Annotated in this window: 15 protein-coding genes and 1 pseudogene; 7 read left to right on the top strand and 9 right to left on the bottom strand. The window is 61.0% G+C overall.

The genetic code is table 11. From position 1 onward, the window contains the following. The first annotated feature begins 229 nt into the window (after positions 1-229). The 4 genes from PYR71_RS15095 (at position 230) to PYR71_RS15080 (ending at position 7,077) form a co-directional block, all read left to right on the top strand. Positions 230-1,006: a competence/damage-inducible protein A gene (locus PYR71_RS15095; RefSeq protein WP_275619928.1), complete on the top strand. Its 777-nt coding sequence runs from the start codon at positions 230-232 to the stop codon at positions 1,004-1,006. A gap of 105 nt (positions 1,007-1,111) precedes the next feature. Further along, the gene (locus PYR71_RS15090) at positions 1,112-1,954 is read left to right on the top strand and encodes a universal stress protein (RefSeq protein ID WP_275619927.1); all 843 of its coding nucleotides are present in this window, start codon (positions 1,112-1,114) and stop codon (positions 1,952-1,954) included. Between the two features lie 200 nt (positions 1,955-2,154). Then, a complete protein-coding gene (gene gpt, locus PYR71_RS15085) occupies positions 2,155-2,649 on the top strand; it encodes a xanthine phosphoribosyltransferase (RefSeq protein WP_183596633.1) in 495 nt (164 codons plus the stop codon). A gap of 627 nt (positions 2,650-3,276) precedes the next feature. After that, positions 3,277-7,077: a vitamin B12-dependent ribonucleotide reductase gene (locus PYR71_RS15080; protein WP_275619926.1), complete on the top strand. Its 3,801-nt coding sequence runs from the start codon at positions 3,277-3,279 to the stop codon at positions 7,075-7,077. 146 nt (positions 7,078-7,223) lie between these two features. Here the strand turns inward: PYR71_RS15080 and PYR71_RS30840 are convergent. Both PYR71_RS30840 and PYR71_RS15065 read right to left on the bottom strand, forming a co-directional pair. Further along, positions 7,224-8,491, bottom strand: a pseudogene (locus tag PYR71_RS30840) (patatin-like phospholipase family protein). Between the two features lie 78 nt (positions 8,492-8,569). Next, a complete protein-coding gene (locus PYR71_RS15065; RefSeq protein ID WP_275619923.1) occupies positions 8,570-9,904 on the bottom strand; it encodes a COG3904 family protein in 1,335 nt (444 codons plus the stop codon). A gap of 338 nt (positions 9,905-10,242) precedes the next feature. Between PYR71_RS15065 and PYR71_RS15060 the strand changes: the two genes are divergently transcribed. Then, positions 10,243-10,713, top strand: coding sequence for an MEKHLA domain-containing protein (locus PYR71_RS15060; protein WP_275619922.1), 471 nt, complete (start codon positions 10,243-10,245; stop codon positions 10,711-10,713). A gap of 58 nt (positions 10,714-10,771) precedes the next feature. Here the strand turns inward: PYR71_RS15060 and maiA are convergent, their stop codons facing one another. From maiA to hppD, 4 genes are all read right to left on the bottom strand, one after another. Beyond that, the gene (gene maiA, locus PYR71_RS15055; protein WP_275619921.1) at positions 10,772-11,395 is read right to left on the bottom strand and encodes a maleylacetoacetate isomerase; all 624 of its coding nucleotides are present in this window, start codon (positions 11,393-11,395) and stop codon (positions 10,772-10,774) included. Then, positions 11,392-12,417: a fumarylacetoacetate hydrolase family protein gene (locus tag PYR71_RS15050; RefSeq protein ID WP_275619920.1), complete on the bottom strand. Its 1,026-nt coding sequence runs from the start codon at positions 12,415-12,417 to the stop codon at positions 11,392-11,394. Before PYR71_RS15050 ends, maiA begins: the two co-directional genes overlap by 4 nt. An 18-nt stretch (positions 12,418-12,435) precedes the next feature. Beyond that, positions 12,436-13,797 (bottom strand): homogentisate 1,2-dioxygenase, encoded by a 1,362-nt coding sequence (hmgA, locus tag PYR71_RS15045; RefSeq protein ID WP_275619919.1) that lies wholly within the window; start codon positions 13,795-13,797, stop codon positions 12,436-12,438. A 79-nt stretch (positions 13,798-13,876) separates the two neighbouring features. After that, on the bottom strand, positions 13,877-14,986 hold the full coding sequence (hppD, locus tag PYR71_RS15040; protein ID WP_183916226.1) for a 4-hydroxyphenylpyruvate dioxygenase: 1,110 nt from the start codon (positions 14,984-14,986) through the stop codon (positions 13,877-13,879). A gap of 128 nt (positions 14,987-15,114) precedes the next feature. Between hppD and PYR71_RS15035 the strand changes: the two genes are divergently transcribed. Further along, positions 15,115-15,615, top strand: a complete 501-nt coding sequence (locus PYR71_RS15035; protein ID WP_275619918.1) for an Lrp/AsnC family transcriptional regulator — start codon at positions 15,115-15,117, stop codon at positions 15,613-15,615. A 42-nt stretch (positions 15,616-15,657) separates the two neighbouring features. Here PYR71_RS15035 and PYR71_RS15030 read toward each other — a convergent pair whose 3' ends face one another. After that, positions 15,658-16,119: an Lrp/AsnC family transcriptional regulator gene (locus PYR71_RS15030; RefSeq protein WP_010030248.1), complete on the bottom strand. Its 462-nt coding sequence runs from the start codon at positions 16,117-16,119 to the stop codon at positions 15,658-15,660. 124 nt (positions 16,120-16,243) lie between these two features. Between PYR71_RS15030 and PYR71_RS15025 the strand changes: the two genes are divergently transcribed. After that, positions 16,244-17,035, top strand: a complete 792-nt coding sequence (locus tag PYR71_RS15025; RefSeq protein ID WP_275619917.1) for a phenylalanine 4-monooxygenase — start codon at positions 16,244-16,246, stop codon at positions 17,033-17,035. Between the two features lie 45 nt (positions 17,036-17,080). Here PYR71_RS15025 and PYR71_RS15020 read toward each other — a convergent pair whose 3' ends face one another. Both PYR71_RS15020 and PYR71_RS15015 read right to left on the bottom strand, forming a co-directional pair. After that, a complete protein-coding gene (locus PYR71_RS15020) occupies positions 17,081-18,073 on the bottom strand; it encodes a L,D-transpeptidase family protein (protein WP_275619916.1) in 993 nt (330 codons plus the stop codon). 97 nt (positions 18,074-18,170) lie between these two features. Continuing rightward, positions 18,171-19,046: a hypothetical protein gene (locus PYR71_RS15015; protein WP_275619915.1), complete on the bottom strand. Its 876-nt coding sequence runs from the start codon at positions 19,044-19,046 to the stop codon at positions 18,171-18,173. Between the last annotated feature and the right edge of the window lie 31 nt (positions 19,047-19,077).

Below are 19,077 nucleotides of genomic sequence, written 5' to 3'. Positions count from 1 at the left end.
TGCGCGCGACTCAACGGATGCCACGCGCAATCGCCTATATCAGGCTTCTTATCGCACGAACAAGGCAAGCTTCCCAAATACCATTCCTTCGCGAGGGCGACCGCCAAGCCCCAGACATTGCACATCTGTGAGGCGACCGTGCCGCTCACATTTCCGCATCATGCTTGAGTGTTTGCAAAGCGGCCGAAGGGCGCTACCTATTGACCAGCCTCACATCACGGAACACCCTATGAGCCATGACACCGTCGTCACCGCCGCCATGCTCGCAATCGGCGACGAACTGCTTTCCGGTCGCACCAAGGACAAGAATATCGGTCATCTCGCCGAGCTCCTTACGCTTTCCGGCATCGATCTCAAGGAGGTGCGCATCGTCGCCGACGACGAGGAGGCGATCGTCGAGGCGCTGAACGCGCTTCGCGTCCGATATGATTACGTTTTCACCTCTGGTGGCATCGGGCCGACGCATGACGACATCACCGCCGATGCGATCGCCAAGGCGTTCGGCCTGCCCTGCGAGCATGACGAGGAGGCCATGACGCTGCTGGCCGAGATGTATCGCCGCCGCGAAATGGAATTCACCGAGGCGCGCCAGCGCATGGCGCGCATGCCCCGCGGGGCGGCCCATATCGCCAATCCTGTCTCGACCGCGCCGGGCTTCATCATCGGCAATGTCTATGTCATGGCCGGCGTGCCGCAGGTTTTTCAGGCGATGGTCGACAATGTGTTGCCGACGCTTCGAACCGGCACGCCGGTGCTGTCGCTCGCTATCGCCTGCCCTTACGGAGAAGGCGATATCGGCACGCCGCTCGCCGCCATCCAGAAAGCCCATCCGGACACCAGCATCGGTTCCTACCCGCGTTATATCGGCCAGAAATTCTCGACCGAGATCGTCGTGCGCGGCCGCGCGCAGGCGGCAATCGACGCGGCCGGCGCCGAGGTGCATGCGATGATCGACGCCATCCGCCGGAAAAAGGAGGTCACTGAGAACCATTCCGCCGAGGCTTGAGGACAGTACGGGAACTGGCCCTCCTTGATATCGGTCAAGGAACAGGAGAGAGGACCGGTGCTTTCCTTCCCTCGCGCCCGCCATTTCAGCGCAAGGAGAATTGATATGTCTTACAAAACCATTCTCGCCATTCTCGATACGAGAGACAATAGCGCCGCGGTTGCCGACTTCGCCTTTGCCATTGCCGCCGAAAACGGCGCTCATGTGATCGGACTGCACGCCGAAAACGTCTCCGCCGTGCCGCTGGTGGCGCCGATGGAAATTCCCGATCCCGTCGCCGTGCAGGCGCTGCAAGACATGGCGCATGGCGAAACGACCGCCGTCGAGGGCATATTCCGCGCCAAGGCGCAGGCCGCCGGCGCCTCCTCCGAATGGCGCAGCTTTGCCACATCGACCGGCTACGGCTCGGCGCCGCTGATCGATAGCGCGCGCAGCGTCGATCTTTTGATTGCGTCACAAGCCGATCCGGCCAACCCATCCGACAGCCATGTCGATCTCGACAGTTTCCTCTTCGAAACCGGCCGGCCGGTGCTGATGATCCCCTATATCATCCGTCAGCCGAAGCCGATCAAACGTGTACTGATCGCCTGGAACGGTTCGAAGGAGGCGGCGCGCGCAACCTTCGACGCGCTGCCGTTCCTGAAGGCGGCCGAGGCCGTGGAGATCTTTTCAGTTGATCCGGCGGAGATGGCGCCGCAATCATCGATGATCCCAGGCGCCGAGATCGCCGCGACACTTGCCCGCCACGGCGTGAAGACGACGCTTTCGACGGCTCGAAGCATTGATAAGAACACCTCGCATGTCATTGAGAACCGGCTTTCCGACGACAGCATCGATCTCCTCGTCATGGGCGCCTATACCCACTCCTGGCTCTGGCAGATGATCTTCGGCGGCACGACGAGGACCCTGCTGCAATCGATGACGGCGCTGACGCTTCTGTCGCGTTGATCCTCTTGCCGGAATAGTTGGGCGCTCTTGCGTTTTACCGGCAAATCCCGCTAATTGCGGCGACCGATGAGGGCTTCGAGCCTCGGCCGATCTCGCGCAGTTCCGGCTCGCGCGATTTCTTGTTTTGCCGATCGCCGCCGCAAGCCCGTCCGGTCGCCGGCAAACGGCGTGTCATCTCTATCATGCCGCGGAGCAGCCCCATGTCCCTTCCCGATAAAGCCTTTCCCGTTTCCTGGGATCAGTTCCACCGCGATGCGCGCGCCCTTGCCTGGCGGCTTGCCGGCCTTGATCAGACGTTCAAGGCGATCGTCTGCATCACCCGCGGCGGCCTCGTTCCGGCCGCGATCATCTCGCGCGAACTGAACATCCGCCTGATCGAAACCGTCTGCATCGCGTCCTATCATGACTATGCCAACCAGGGTGACATGGTGCTGCTCAAGGGAATTGCGCCCGAGCTTGCGGAAAACGGCGGCGAAGGCGTGCTGGTCGTCGACGACCTCACCGATACCGGCAAGACCGCCGCACAGGTGCGCACCATGCTGCCGAAGGCCCATTTCGCCTGCGTCTATGCCAAGCCGAAGGGCGTGCCGACCGTCGACACCTTCATCACCGAGGTGAGCCAGGATACCTGGATCTATTTCCCCTGGGATATGGGCTTCACCTATCAGGAGCCGATCGCCAAGGGGGCGCGCTGACCGCCCCCCTTTCGGAGCGCGCCGGCAGCGTCGCCGGAGCAGTTCGACAGCCCCGATATTTCCGGCGAATCGCCATGCGCATTTGCGCCGGAAATGCCATCACAAGATTTGCCGCAGGACGCTTTTTTGTGGTTCCGGCATTTTCCTTGGCCGGCAGCGCCCGCAAGCCATTGTAATTTCAGCGTTCCCCGGCTTTCCCCAATCTCCACAGGTGCATCCACAAGATGTTGTGGTTAGCAATCAATTAAAGCCCAGCCCTTGACGGAATCAGCTGTTTCAAACTTTACTGTCCCTGATGTTGCGGCGGCGACAGGACCGGAGGTAACGAGCCCGGTTCCCTTTTGAAAATAGGACGCGGAATCAGGTGCTGCACCGAAAAACGGTTCAGGCCCGACAGGATTTCTGTGCGGTTTTCAGCCTCCAAAAAAAGTGACATCGGGACTGGCGATAATAAGCTGTTAATACTATATTTAGTGTTTGCAGCCACCATCACCACAATATACAGGAAGCTCATCTCCGGATGACACCCCTGTCACGATACGGAAACGAGACTGGCTGCATGACAGAAAGTGCCGCCGGATAGGAATTTTGCGCCCTGGGGACAGGCGCCAACGCGAGGTCAAGACTATGCGCATCGAACGTCGTTTCACGAAGGCCGGCCAAGGCGCCTATGCGGATATCGAATTCCGCAAGGCGACGAGCGAGATCAAGAACCCGGACGGTTCGATCGTGTTCCGCCTCGAGAATATCGACGTTCCCGCCCAATTCTCCCAGGTCGCGACCGACGTTCTGGCGCAGAAGTATTTCCGCAAGGCCGGCGTTCCCACGCGGCTGAAGAAGGTCGAGGAAAACGACGTTCCGTCCTTCCTGTGGCGTTCCGTTCCCGACGATGCCGCGCTGAAGACCCTGCCGAAGGAAGAGCAGACCGGCTCCGAAATCGATGCGCGCCAGGTCTTCGACCGTCTCGCCGGCACCTGGACCTATTGGGGCTGGAAGGGCGGCTATTTCTCTTCCGAGGAAGATGCTGCCGCCTTCAAGGACGAGCTTGCCTATATGCTCGCCACCCAGCGCGTTGCGCCGAACTCGCCGCAATGGTTCAACACCGGCCTGCATTGGGCCTACGGCATCGACGGCCCCGGCCAGGGCCATTTCTATGTCGATCCCTTCACCGGCAAGCTGACCAAGTCCAAGTCGGCCTACGAACATCCGCAGCCGCATGCCTGCTTCATCCAGTCGGTCGAGGACGACCTCGTCAACGAAGGCGGCATCATGGATCTCTGGGTGCGTGAAGCGCGCCTGTTCAAATACGGCTCCGGCACCGGCTCCAACTTCTCCATGCTGCGCGGCGAAGGCGAAAAGCTTTCCGGCGGCGGCCGCTCCTCCGGCCTGATGAGCTTCCTGAAGATCGGCGACCGCGCCGCCGGTGCCATCAAGTCGGGCGGCACGACGCGCCGCGCCGCCAAGATGGTGGTCGTCGATATCGACCATCCGGATATAGAGGAATACATTAACTGGAAGGTCAAGGAAGAGCAGAAGGTCGCGGCCCTCGTCACCGGCTCGAAGATCGTCGCCCGGCACCTGAAGGCGATCATGAAGGCCTGCGTCAATTGCGACGGCGGCGACAACGGCGATTGCTTCGATCCGGCCAAGAACCCTGCCCTGAAGCGCGAAATCCGCGCCGCCAAGAAGGACCAGGTTCCGGAGAATTACGTCCAGCGCGTCATCCAGTTCGCCCGCCAGGGTTATAAGGATCTCGAATTCAAGACCTACGACACGGATTGGGATTCGGAAGCCTACCTCACGGTCTCCGGCCAGAACTCCAACAACTCCGTCTCGATCAAGGACGACTTCCTGCGCGCCGTCGAGAATGACGGCGAATGGAAGCTGACCGCCCGCAAGGACGGCCGGGTGATGAAGACGCTGAAGGCGCGCGACCTCTGGGAAACGATTTCCTATGCCGCCTGGGCTTCGGCCGATCCGGGCATCCACTTCAACACGACGATGAACGACTGGCACACCTCGCCGGCCGGCGGCCCGATCCGCGGCTCGAACCCGTGCTCGGAATACATGTTCCTCGACGACACCGCCTGCAACCTTGCTTCGCTGAACCTCCTGCAGTTCAAGGACAAGGCCACCAAGCGCATCAATATCGCCGACTATGAACACGCCGTTCGCCTGTGGACCGTCGTGCTCGAAGTCTCGGTGATGATGGCGCAGTTCCCGTCGAAGCGCATTGCCGAACTCTCCTACGAATACCGCACGCTCGGTCTCGGCTACGCCAATATCGGCGGCCTGCTGATGTCCTCGGGCATTCCCTATGACTCCGCCGAAGCCCGCGCCATCGCCGGTTCGTTGACCGCGATCATGACCGGCATCTGCTATGCGACCTCGGCCGAAATGGCAGCCGAACTCGGGCCGTTCCCGAACTTCGCGCCGAACCGCGAAAGCATGCTGCGGGTCATCCGCAACCATCGCCGCGCCGCTTACGGCGAAACCTCAGGTTATGAGGCGCTGTCGATCGACCCGATCGCGCTGATCCATTCGGAAAACCCGGATCAGGATCTTGCCGCCCATGCCAAATCAGCCTGGGACAAGGCGCTCGAGCTCGGCGAGCAGCATGGCTACCGCAATGCCCAGGTCTCGGTCATCGCGCCGACCGGCACGATCGGCCTCGTCATGGATTGCGACACGACCGGCATCGAGCCCGACTTCGCCCTCGTCAAGTTCAAGAAGCTCGCCGGCGGCGGCTACTTCAAGATCATCAACCGCGCCGTGCCGGAAGCGCTGCGCACGCTCGGTTATTCCGAGAGCCAAATCGCCGAAATCGAGGCCTATGCCGTCGGCCACGGCAACCTGAACCAGGCGCCGGCGATCAACCCGTCGACGCTGAAGGCCAAGGGCTTGACCGACGAGAAGGTGGAAGCCGTCAACGCGGCGCTGAAGAGCGCCTTCGACATCAAGTTCGTCTTCAACCAGTGGACGCTCGGCGCCGACTTCCTCAAGGAGACGCTGAAGGTTTCCGACGAACAGCTCACTGACATGAGCTTCAGCCTGCTCGACCATATGGGCTTCTCGAAGAAGGACATCGAAGCCGCCAACATCCATGTCTGCGGTGCGATGACGCTGGAAGGCGCGCCCTTCCTGAAGGCCGAGCACCTGCCGGTCTTCGATTGCGCCAATCCCTGCGGCAAGATCGGCAAGCGCTACCTCTCGGTGGAAAGCCACATCCGCATGATGGCGGCCGCCCAGCCCTTCATCTCCGGCGCGATTTCCAAGACGATCAACATGCCGAACGAGGCGACCGTCGAGGATTGCAAGAACGCCTATCTCCTGTCCTGGAAGCTCGGCCTCAAGGCCAACGCGCTCTATCGCGACGGCTCGAAGCTGTCGCAGCCGCTCAATGCCTCGCTGATCGAGGACGAGGACGACGAGGATGCGCTGGAGGAACTGTTGCAGGCCCCCGTCGCCGCACAGGCCGTCACCATCACCGAGAAGATTATCGAGCGGGTGATCGAACGCGTTTCGCGCGAACGCGAGAAGCTGCCGAACCGCCGCCAGGGCTATACCCAGAAGGCCGCGGTCGGCGGGCACAAGGTCTATCTCAGAACCGGCGAATTCGGCGACGGCCGCCTCGGCGAGATCTTCATCGACATGCACAAGGAGGGCGCCGCCTTCCGCGCGATGATGAACAATTTCGCCATCGCTATCTCGCTCGGCCTGCAATATGGCGTGCCGCTCGAGGAATATGTCGAGGCCTTCACCTTCACCAAGTTCGAGCCGGCCGGCATGGTCATCGGCAACGACGCGATCAAGAACGCCACCTCGATCCTCGACTATGTCTTCCGCGAGCTTGCCGTCTCCTATCTCGGCCGCCATGACCTTGCCCATGTCGATACGTCGGATTTCTCGAACACCGCACTCGGCAAGGGCATCCAGGAAGGCAAGACCAACCTGCTCTCCACCGGCTGGACCCGCGGCTACAAGCCGACGCTCGTCTCCGGCACTGGCGAACGTCAGGCGGGCGAACCCAAGGGTGCTGCCACCGCAGCCCCTGCCCGCGCCGCGTCCACCGGCACCGTCACCGCCTTTGCCGGCAGTGCTGCCCGCAAGCTGGAACCGACGGTCGCCATCTCCACCTCCGAAATCGTCGCCTTCAAGCGCGATTACGAGGAGCGCGCCAAGGAATTGGCCGAAGAGGTGCTGGAAGAAATCACCAGCGACGCCACCGCCCTCTTCTCCGACAAGGCGGCAGCCGACGCGGCAACGGCCAAGACCGAAGCCAAGAAGGTGGAAGCCGAACGCCGGCAGCGCTCGATCATGCAGGGCTATACCGGCAACATGTGCTCGGAGTGCCAGAACTTCACGATGGTGCGGAACGGGACGTGTGAGAAGTGCGACACGTGTGGAGCGACGAGCGGGTGCAGTTGAGAGAGCCTAAGTAGCGCTCATTCATTCGCAATCATCGCGTTTGAACTCTGACAGCCGACCTTGAGTTGAAGGCCGAGAAAGCCGGGCTGCCACGCCCGGCTTTGTCGTTCACGGCGACCCCTTAGCCGTTGGTCGCGGCCCGGAAGTCACAAAGGCAGGAAATCGAACAGGCGCTTGCTTGCGCTCGCCGCCCAGTAGGGCTTCACGGTTCCGGCCGCCAACGGCGGGCCGGGCGATGGGACCAGCGGCGATGGGTAAAACCGATTGAGCATCGCGTCGCAGACATAGTGCCCCCAATTCGCCAAGCGCTCCGTCTCTCGCGCGCCGAGAAAATGAAGATAGGTGCCGACGTCGGCGGGAAGGACCGACGACGGCGGCAGCGGGTAAGAAGCATAGGGCGCGAGTTCGGCGTCCCTGCTGTCGATCGACCAATAGACGCCGTGCGTTCTTGCGCGCAGAGCCGATTTTGTAAGATCGTCGAGGCCAAGCAGATCAGCCTGTTTTGCGGCCTTGAAGCCGCCGATCAGGTCCCGCCGCCTCAGCGCCCTCACCTGATTGTCCGCCGTGTCGAGCACGCGTTTGAGCTGGCTAAGATAGTTCAATATCCGCGGGTGGAAGACCGCCAAGGCGCGCCGGCATCGCTGACGAGCAGGCAGTCGCAGCGTTTCAGCGCCGGCTCAATGCCGTGATTGTCGTAAACGCCGCCATCGCTCAATAACGCCCTGCCCGGCGCGACAGGTTCGCCGACCGTGTCATCGAGCTTTTCTCTCTTCCATGAAAACTGCGACAGGTCCAATCGCAACGGTGACAGCACGGGCGGGAATGCGGCCGAGGCGGCAACTGCGGTCGCGAGCGGAAGCGCCGGATGAAACGAGAGGCCGATCCGGTAATCCGCGATATACCGATTGGACATGCGGAAGAGCGAACCAGTGCTGAGATTGCTGGCGCAGAAGACGAACCAGGGCGATTCCGGCAGGTCATTCAGGCTTGGCGACTTTCCGTCGAACAGATGTCGCTCGTAGAGTTTGGCGGCTTCCTCCGCCGCACTCGATAAGGGATTGAACACGCCCTTCAGGAAGCTCGGCCCATCCGCAAAGACCTGGCTGAAGGCCAGGATACGATCCAAATACTCGGCTTTGAAATTGACAGCGACCCCGTTCTGAAAGACCAACCGCGGCCATACATAGGCCAGCAGGCCAGAGGCGATCGATCCGCCCGATACCGAGGAGATCATATCGAGCTTCGCCAGAAGACCGGCCTCGTTCAGCCTTGCCAGCGATCCCGCATGGAACAGCATGGCCCGATAGCCGCCGCCCGAAAGGCAAAGGCCGAGTTGATAACGATCCGTCGGCTTCTCGGGCTCGTCGGGTCCAGACAGGACGCTGTTTTCCGCGGGATGCTCGTCTTCTGACATGCTCGGCCTCACTCAGGAATGTGAGTTTCCCAACATTTCTTCCTCCGGGCAACCACCGGTCGTTCGTCTTTGGGCGCGCTAATTCCTCGTATACTGGCGGGAAGTGGCATCGCATTTGTGCCACTCCCAGTTTATTCCGGCTTCGCCTTCGTGGCCGTAGCACCAGTCGACGCGATTGAGCAGCGGACCGAGCTCGTCTCGCCGTTTGCATGCCCGTAGCGTCTCGGCGCCCTCGCGATCGACACTCGTGCGGCAGAAGTCGTCCAGTCCTGTCCACTGATGGATCAACCGGTCCGGCGCCTTGGCTCCCTTGTCCGTGGCGAGCACCTTTCCGGTCTCGGACTCGATCTGTAGAGAGGCCGTGTTCCACACGAAAGAGAATTCCGCCATGCCGGAGGAAGTCTTACTCGTGTCCCTGTTTCCGGCAAACCACTCGACAATTCCCGACATTTCGCATTTTCCGGCACAGCTCGCAGTCACGGAGCCGGGCTTGACGCTGTAGATGCGCTGCGGCCAGCGCTGGGCGAAGGTCGCCTTGTCCTTTAGCACGACGTCTTTGTCGACCGAGGTTCCGAAGAAGGAGACCTGATCGGCATAGATGCTCTTGATGAAATCAAGCGCCGAGGCGTTGTCTTTTGACCATTCGTCATTGTATCGGTTGACGAAATCAACCGCTTCCGTGGTCAGGTCGCCGGGTTCGGATGCGGCCGCCTCCTCGGAAGCGCTTGAGTCCGATGGCGTGACGGCGGGCGCTGCGCTCACCTCAGGCGCCGCGTCCTCAGGTGGCGACGCGTTTTCCTGCGGCGCAGGCATGTCCTCGGGCGTGTTGATGTTCCAGTTCCGCATTTCCGCAGCAGTGAGATACCTTATATCGGTGCTGTCGATCGACAGGCTGAGCTGCAGCAGACTGGGGCTTACCCCCATGTCGGTGAGATAGCCGATGATCTCCCCGGTCATCACTTGAACGGTCGAGACTGCCAGTTTGTTGTCCATGGGAACATCGTCGGATAGTGAAACCCGATGTACGCCGATGGAGCCCGGCTCGGCAAACCGTTCAACGCCACCGACGAAGGCGAAGGCGCAAGCCGATGCACATTCCAGGGCTCTGATCTGGAGCGTTTTTGCATTCAGCGCGCGAAGAGCCCGGCCGAACCGGATCGCAGCGACCACGTTTCCGCCGGGCGAGTCAAAGCTGATGTAGTCCGGGTGGTACTGCGTATATTCGTCGACAAACGTCATCGGATCGTCGAAGAATTCAAACACGCCCTTTATCACCAGGCCACGCTCTCCCGGCGCGCCGTCCAGACGTTGGTAGGAAATTGCCGCATGCCCCTCACCCGCCATAGCGACGAACGCCAGCAGGATCGCTGTCAACGAGGCGGATTTGCGCATTCTTCCCCAGCCCTCAAGCACCTGTATTTCTCCTGTCGTCACTCGCAGCCTAGCTTGCGCATGGTATAGCCGGATGACGAAATCACCTGCCCCCGTGAAACCCGCCCGTCCGCGCCCAGCCGACGCCGATTACGGTCTGGAGAACAATCGCTTCGCAGAGAGTGTTGATAGCTACCCCGGCAGCTTAAGATCAATGCATAACGGGCGATCTTCTGACAAGCGTCACAATCAGAAGTATTGAGACAGGGTAAATGGCGGTGCTGGCCGGGAAGGATTGCGGTTCACAAGGCATCATAGACGTGTGCAATGAATATCGGCTATGTCGCCTGCAGCGAAGCATTTGACCAGCGAGGCAGTTCGTGACTTCTCCCTATGACAATCACGCCCTCGACCTGACGAGCGACGCCGAGTTCTTCTCTCTGCTCACCGGAAGCTACATGCGCATCGTTGACCGTCCTCTTGTCCGGGACGGACAGGGGCCGGACTGGCTTTACCACGATGCGCCTTTCGTGGTCCTCGCGCACAATACCAAGCCCGATCCGCGCTTCATCTACGCGAACAGGACGGCGCAGAGCTGCTTCGAATACAGCTGGGACGAATTCACCTCGCTGCCGTCGCGGCTTTCGGCCGAGCAGCCGGATCGCGCCGAGCGTCAGCGGTTGCTGGATAGCGTCACGCGCGACGGTTTTGTCGAGAATGGCCGCGGCCTCAGGATCGCGAAATCGGGGCGGCGTTTCTGGATCGAGAACGTGACCGTCTGGCAGCTTATTGACGAAAGCGGCAAACGGTTGGGCCAAGCTGCGATATTCCCTTCGTGGCGGGACGCGTAAGTTCTCCGTGCAGTTACCGTGCGGCCTCAGCCTGATGCTTTGTACCCCACCGGTGACCTCACGGCTTCACGCGGTCGGGATGCGCCGCCCGGAAGGCCGGCAGTTCGGCGCAGCTGGCGTCGATCGCGACGATGCGCTTGAAATCCGTGAGGTCGACGCCCCAGCGGCGGGCATTGTAGACCTGGGGGACAAGGCAGAGATCCGCCATTGTCGGCGTGTCGCCGAAGCAGAAGGCTTCGCCGATCATCGCTTCCAGTTTGCGCAGTCCGTCGGCGATGAAATGCTTCATCCATTCCTCGCGGGCATCCGCCTTCTCGGTCAGGGTCATGACATGCGACACGACGTGCATGTTGCAGATCGGATGGATGTCCATGGCGATTGCATAGGCAAGCGCGCGCACATGCTGGCGATCGGCACTGTCCGCTGGCAGCAATCCGCATTCCGGCCGAATCTCAGCCAGATATTCGATGATCGCCAGCGACTGCGTCAGGGGCCTTCCATCGATCACCAGGGTCGGCACGAGCCCCTGCGGGTTGAGTGCGAGATAGTCCGGTTTCCTGTGCGCGCCCTCCAAGAGGTTGACCGGCACCGTCCTGTAGTCGATCCCAAGCAGGTTGAGGGCGATGCGGACGCGATAGCTCGCCGACGATCGCCAGTAGTCGTAAAGAACGACCTCGCTCATTGCGGTCCCGCTCCTCCATAGCGTTCGACGGTCTGCTCGATCGCCCCGAAGATCGAATGGCCGGCACGGTCCTTCATCTCGATGCGGACCTGGTCGCCGAACTGCATGAAGGGGGTCTTCGGCGAGCCGCTTTCGATCGTCTCGATCATCCGGATTTCGGCGATGCAGGAATAGCCGTCGCCGCCGTCTTCGACCGGCCTGCCCGGGCCGCCGTCCCGCTTATTGGAAACCGTACCCGAACCGATGATCGTTCCGGCGCTGAGATGACGGGTCTTGGCGGCATGGGCGATCAGCTGGCCGAAATCGAAGGTCATGTCGATACCCGCATTGGCCTTGCCGAAAGGCTTGCCGTTCAGGCTGACGAGCAGCGGCAGATGCAGTTTGCCGCCATCCCAGGCGTCGCCAAGCTCGTCCGGCGTCACCGCGACCGGCGAAAAGGCCGAGGCCGGCTTGGACTGGAAGAAACCAAACCCCTTGGCGAGCTCTTCGGGGATCAGACCGCGCAGCGACACGTCGTTGACGAGCATCACCAGGCGGATGGCGTCGCGCGCCGCCTGCGGGTCCGATCCCATGGCGACGTCGCCGGTAATGACGGCGACCTCGCCTTCCATGTCGATGCCATAAGCGGCGTCTGCCATCACGATCGGATCGCGCGGCGCAAGAAAACTGTCCGAACCGCCCTGGTACATCAAGGGATCGGTCCAGAAGCTTGCCGGCATTTCGGCGCCGCGCGCCTTGCGCACCAGTTCGACGTGGTTGACGTAGGCGGAACCATCGGCCCATTGATAGGCCCGCGGCAGAGGTGACGTAGCGTCATGCTCGTGAAAGCGGAGTGTCGGCTGGGCGCCGGTCTCGATGCCTTCGGCAATCCCTGCAAGTCTCGGCGCCACATGCTCCCAGTCGTCGAGGGCTGCCTGCAGCGTGCGGGCAATATGACCGACTTCCGAGCAGCGGGTCAGGTCGCGGGAAACGACGACGAGGCGGCCGTCCAGGGTGGAGTCCTTCAAGGTCGCAAGTTTCATGTTCCAATTCCGATGTTGTCACTTGATACCGGGGGTTCCGTCGAACTTGCGTTCCAGACCGTCCCAGCACTCGAGATAATCATCCTGCAGCGTTTCCAACTCGGCGGCGTATTTCGTCAGTTGCTGCGGGTATCGGGTCTCGAACATGAAGGCCATGGTGTGATCGAGCTTCACCGGTTTGAGCTCGACATTGGCTGCCTTTTCGAAGGCGAGCGCATCCGGCCCATGCGGCAGCATCATGTTGTGCAGGCTCATGCCGCCCGGCACGAAACCCTCTTCCTTGGCGTCATACTGTCCATGGATCAGACCCATGAATTCGCTCATGATGTTGCGGTGATACCAGGGCGGGCGGAATGTATGCTCGGCCACCAGCCAACGCGGTGGAAAGATCACGAAATCGACATTGGCTGTGCCGGCATCCTCGGTCGGCGCGGTCAGCACCGAAAAGATCGACGGATCGGGATGATCGAAGAGGATGGCGCCGACCGGAGAAAATGTCCTGAGATCGTATTTGAACGGGGCATAATTGCCGTGCCAGGCCACCACATCGAGCGGCGAATGGCCGATCTCGGTGACATAGAATTTGCCGCACCACTTCACATGAACGCGGCAAGGCGTTTCCTTGTCCTCATAGGCGGCGACAGGAGTCTTGAAATCGCGCGGGTTTGCCAGGCAGTTGGCACCGATCGGGCCACGCTCCGGCAGCGTGAATTTGGCGCCGTAGTTCTCGCATATATAACCACGCCAGGTGGTCTGCTCGCCTGATGTGAGGATCTTGAACATCATGCCGCGGGGGACGAGGCATATTTCGGCGGGCTCGACATCCATGATGCCCATTTCGGTGAACACCCGGATGGCGCCGAGCTGCGGCACGATCAGCAATTCGCCATCGGCGTTGAAGAAATAGTCATCGACCATGTCCTCGTTGAAGATATAGGCATGGGCCGACATGCCCACCTGGGTCGTGGCGTCGCCGGCCGTCGTGATTGTCCGCACGCCTTCCAGAAAATTCAGCTTTTCGGTGGGCGCAGGGATAGGGTCCCAGCGAAGCTGTCCGAGAGGCAGCGAATGCTCGTCGAGGCAGGGCGCGGTCTTCCAGAGCGGATAGGACGCGTTCGAGAAGCGCCGCGTGTGGCGCACGCTCGGGCGAATGCGGTAAAGCCAGGACCTCTCGTTCGTCCCGCGCGGGGCGGTGAACGGCGAGCCGGAAAGCTGCTCGGCATAGAGGCCGTAATTGCATTTCTGCGGGCTGTTCTGGCCCTGCGGCAAAGCGCCGGGAAGCGACTCGGTTTCGAAGTCGTTGCCGAAGCCCGGCATATATTTCACTTTGTCTGCCGCCGCCGCTTCACCGCCGGAAGCCTGGATCGATGTCTGGTCCATTGCTCAACTCCTCCCCGAAAACTCAAGGCCGAAAACTCCGGCGCCGCGCGCCCTTCAGACGCACGGGCGCCCTTAGAGTTTACTCCGCTGCGGTGCCGATGACACCACGCTTGATCTGATCGGCCTCGATCGACTCGAAAAGAGCGCGGAAGTTGCCTTCGCCGAAACCCTCGTCACCCTTGCGCTGGATGAATTCGAAGAAGATCGGGCCGATGACGGTTTTCGAGAAAATCTGCAGCAGGATTTTCGTCATGCCGCCATTCACCACACCTTCGCCGTCGATGAGGATGCCGTGCTTCTTCATGCGCTCGATGGGTTCACTGTGGCCGTTCACACGTTCATAAGACATGTCGTAATAGGTCTCCGGCGGACCCGGCATGAAGCGCAACCCGTTGTCGGCAAGCCGGTCGGTGGCCCCATAAATATCCTCGGTGCCGACGGCGATGTGCTGGATGCCCTCGCCCCGGTACTTCTTCAGATATTCCTCGATCTGGCTGGTGTCGTCCTTCGATTCATTCAGCGGAATGCGGATCTTGCCGCAGGGCGAGGTGATGGCACGGCTGACCAGACCGGTGATGCGGCCATCAATATCGAAGAAGTGGATCTGCTTGAAGTTGAACAGCTCGCGGTAGAAATCCCACCATTTGTCCATATTGCCGCGGAAGACGTTGTGCGTGAGATGGTCGAGGTAGTAGAAGCCGATCCCCTCAGGGCGCGGGTTACGCTCACCCAACCAATCGAATTCGGCATCGTAGGCCGATCCCTTGGCGCCATAGGTCTCGACGAAATAAAGCAGCGAGCCGCCGATACCTTCAATCGCCGGGACGTCCAGCATCTTGTCGTCGCCTTCATAGGGAACGGCGCCCTTCGACACCGCATGGTCGAAAGCGTGTTTGGCGTCGACGACACGCCAGGCCATCGATGCGGCACAGGGACCGTGCTTTTCGACGAAGCGGGCGGCATGACTGCCGGGTTCGGCATTGACGACATAGTTGATGTCGCCCTGGCGCCAGACGGTGATGTCTTTCGTCTTATGTCTGGCGACCGCAGCGTAGCCCATGCGTGTGAAGAGCTCGCTGAGCTTCTCCGGCTCGGGATGCGCGAACTCGACGAATTCGAAGCCGTCGGTGCCGGCCGGGTTGTCGGCGGTGATTTCCGACGGCGGTGCATCATGCGGGAAAGGACCCATTTTCTCCTCCTGACGATTGAAGTTTGACTGTGCAAAGTGTGGCCCAAAACGCGCGCAAAGTTCTTGCATTCTTTATGCGTACAGAAGATATTATGCACGGTTCGTGAGTATTTTGGAGATTTTGCGCAATGGATGAACAGCTGGACAAATTGGATCTGCGCCTGCTCCAGGAACTGCAAAAGGATGGCAGGCTGACGAACAACGAACTTGGCGATCGCATCGCCCTTTCACCCTCGCAATGCTCGCGCCGGCGCACGAGACTGGAAGCCGAGGGCTATATCCGCAGCTACCGAGCCTATCTCGATCGGGAGAAGCTGGGGCTGGACATGCTGGTGGTCATCTCGGTGACGCTTGCCACCCACAACAGGGATAATGCCCGGCGGTTTTCCCAGCTGATCAACGGGCTGCCGGAGGTTCTCGAAGCCTATGCGCTGACCGGTGAAATGGACTACCACCTGAAGGTCGCGACCCGCGGGCTCGCCGACCTCTCCAAATTCGTCAACGACGTTCTGTTGCCGCACGAGTCGGTGCAGCACGTGAAAACCTCGATCGTGCTCGACACGCTGAAGACCTTCGAGGGCTTTCCGGTACGCATACCCGGTAGCTGGCACGGCGACAGCGCGCGTTGATCTCCCCTTGTCACCGATCGGCGACCCGCTTAGCAATAAGCGTCAAAGCGGCAGTTCGGTCGAGAATTTCAGCTCGCGCAGGACGAAGCTCGAGACCACCGTGCGCACATGCGGGTTGCGCATGAGGTACCGCGTCATGAAGGCTTCGTAGCTTTCGACGTCGCTGGCCCGGATCTTCAGCATATAGTCGAAGGCGCCCGACAAGGCGTAGCATTCCATGATCTCCGGGCGTTCCAGCACCACCGAAGCGAAGGACGCGACCGCCTCTTCGTGGTGATCCTCCAGCGTGACATGGGCGATCACGCAGAGTTTGAGATCGAGTTTGCCGGGATCGAGCAGCGTCACGCGCTTGCGGATAACGCCGTCGGCTTCCAGTTCCTGGATCTTCCGCCAGGCGGAGCTCTGCGACATGCCGGCCTTCTCCGCCAGGTCCGCCAGCGACAGGCTGCCATCGGCCTGGATGAGCTTCAAAAGTTTGCGGCGAAAGTTCCCGGTTTCTTTCATTTTCACTCTCTTCATCGAGAATATTTTTCATCACTATGGCGAGACGCGGCACAAAAGGAAAGAAAATCCACCCGGCACGCAGCATAATCGCAGAAATTGCGCCATTCTCGGGAGGATCAGGCCGATGACCAAAGAAAGCAGCTACACCGCCAAACTGCCCGGCCCGGACGGCCTCTACGACTACAGCCCCGAAGAAGATGCGATCTGGGGCGAACTCTACCGGCGTCAGATGAAGATATTGGCCGACACGGCCTGCCAGGAATATCTGGATGGCGTCAAACTGCTTGGGCTCCAGCCGGAGAAAGTGCCTCAGCTTCTCGATGTGAACAGACGCCTCAACGAGACCACCGGCTTCGGCGTCGAGGGCGTGCCGGCGCTCATTCCGCCCTCGCGCTTTTACGAACTTCTGTCGCAAGGCAAATTCCCGCTGGCAACCTTCCTGCGCCGTCGCGAACATATCGACTATATCGAGGAACCGGACCTGTTTCACGAGGTCTTCGGCCACTGCCCGCTGCTGACCAACCAGAGTTATGCCAATTTCGTCCGGCATTTCGGCGAAACGGCCATGCGCCTCGGCAAGGGCTATTCATGGCATCTGTTCCGCATTTTCTGGTTCACGGTCGAATTTGGCCTGATCAATACGCCGCAAGGCCGCCGCTGCTTCGGCGCCGGCATCGTCTCATCGCCCAGTGAAGCAAAGGCAGCAACGGAAGGCACGGCCTGCGAATTCCGGCCGTTCGATCTGCTGAGCGTTCTCAGGACCCCCTATCGAATCGATATCCTCCAGCCGATCTACTATGTCATCGACAGCTTTGCCGATCTTGAAGCGATCGTGGACCAAGATATCGGCGGCATGATCCTCAAGGCGAAAACGCTGGGTGACTTCGCTCCGGCCTTCGAAGCCAAGGCCTCGTAATAGCTCCTCAGCGGGGGAAACAGTCGGCCTGCAAAATGCCGCGTCTCACTTCGGAGCGGCCGGGCTGCGATTGACAAAATCGACAAGGACGCCCGGCTTGACCATGCCGGCCAACTCTTCGGCGTCCCAGTTCGTCAGCCGCACGCAACCATGCGAGCCGACCTTGTCGATGAGCTTCGGCTCCGGCGTCCCATGGATTCCATAGGTCGGCTCGGTCAGGTCGATCCAGACGCTGCCAACCGGCCCGTTCGGCCCCTTCGGGATCGTCAGGACCTTGTCGTTCTTTCCCTGCTTGAAGTTGCGCTTCGGGTCGTATCGGTAGACCGGCATTCTCGCGACGCCCTTGACCTTGTGCTTTCCTGAGGGCGACGGATTGTCTTTGCTGCCGATCGTCGCGGGATAGACGGCCAGCAAAGATCCGTCCTCGGCATAGGCCAGCACCTGCCCTAGCTTCTTGTCGGCCTCGATTCTCTTCACCTTGCCTTCCCTTGCGGGACCGGGGTCGACGACCCACACCGTGTCTCCAGGTGCAAACTGCGAAGCCGGGTTGAGCGCGTTCAACAGATCGAGACCCATATGGAAGCGTTCGGACAATTTCTCCGCAACGCTGGTATAGCCGAGGCTCTGCATCTTAGCCTTGTCGCCGTAATCCTCGGGGATCGTCTCGACGAGACCCGTGGCGTCCTCGGGCGAGACGACATAGCTCCTGATAATCGCGGCATTGTCTTCCAGGCGGGAAACGACCTCGGGATCCGGCCTACCGTCGACAGGAAGTTTGTTCATGGCCTCGAAACCGGCCACGGCCTTATTGACGTTCTCCCCGGATAGGCCGTCGATCACGCCGGGAGACGAGCCCGCCCGGTCGAGCAGGACCTGAAGACGGACGATCGCCGGGTCCGGATCTGCGGGCGACGGCTTTGCCGTCTCGATGTCGGCAATCGAGGCGGCGTTAATCGCTTCGGGTCGGGGATCCCGCGCGGCGGCGCCGCCAACGGAGATGGCCAGCGCGAGCAGCGACATCGGCAGGGTTGTTTTCATGGACGACAAATGGCCGACGTGGGAATTTGTTCCCACGCGGGCTGCGTAGGCCCGGGACTGCCTCTGCGACAGGTCCAGCCCCTTGCGACAGCTGCGGTCACGGCGCCCTGGCGCGCTTCCTGGCGTCGCGTGATCTTGCCGCGCGGCGGGCCGGCCTCAGCTCTTCGATCGTCGGCAGCCACCATCTGGCACCTTGAAGGGGCGGTGTTTTTGCCGGCCACGTACGGACAAGCTCTTCGAATGTCGGCAGCCGCCAATATCCCCAGAGATCATCCTCGTTGACGCCGGGATAGAAGTCCGCAACAGACTGGGGATCGACCAATTCGCCGGTGACATCAGTAAACACGACGATCCCATAGGAGGTGGCCACCGGGCGTCCTATCGGCGGCAAGTCGCCGGCGGGAAGTGGGTAACGATAGCGCTTTCGTTCGGCCGAGCGAAGCCTGCTGCGCAGATCCTGTTCGGTCCCCTTACGCTCCTCGGCGCGCCGTCGTCTCTCCTCCGGCTCGTTTCTGCGAGCCGCCGCTTCAATGTCGGGCCATCGACGTCTCAAATCCTCATAGGATCGGAAGGGGACGTGCCATAAGCGAAGGTCGCCGTCCCACCGCGAGAACGGCACTTCGCGCAATTCGTCGACGACTGTCTTGGAATAGGGTGTGCGGATTCGAAAGCCTGCCTTGCCGAGTTCAAGATATGGACTGTCGATCGGATCGAAGGCGAAGGCATCGCGCCCCTTCGCATCCGCATGCGCGTCGGCCTCGGCCTCCCGCTCGGCAAACCATCGTCCGATGCGGCGGGATGCCGTGCTGCCGGGAACGAACCAGGCCTTGCGATCATCGCTCCATCGGGCGCGGGGGAAGCGTCGTCGGAATTGCTCGACAGTCACCCTGTCGTAGGGAAAGGAGACATCCGCACCGGGCTTTCGATCGTCTTCGCCTGAGGGCGCCGCGTCGGGAGATTTTGATTCGGTCATGCGGGGAGAACGCTTGCGTACCGGCATCGGT

Source organism: Rhizobium mulingense, assembly GCF_029194105.1.
Lineage (GTDB): Bacteria > Pseudomonadota > Alphaproteobacteria > Rhizobiales > Rhizobiaceae > Rhizobium > Rhizobium mulingense.
This window is presented reverse-complemented; position numbering and strand designations above follow the sequence as displayed.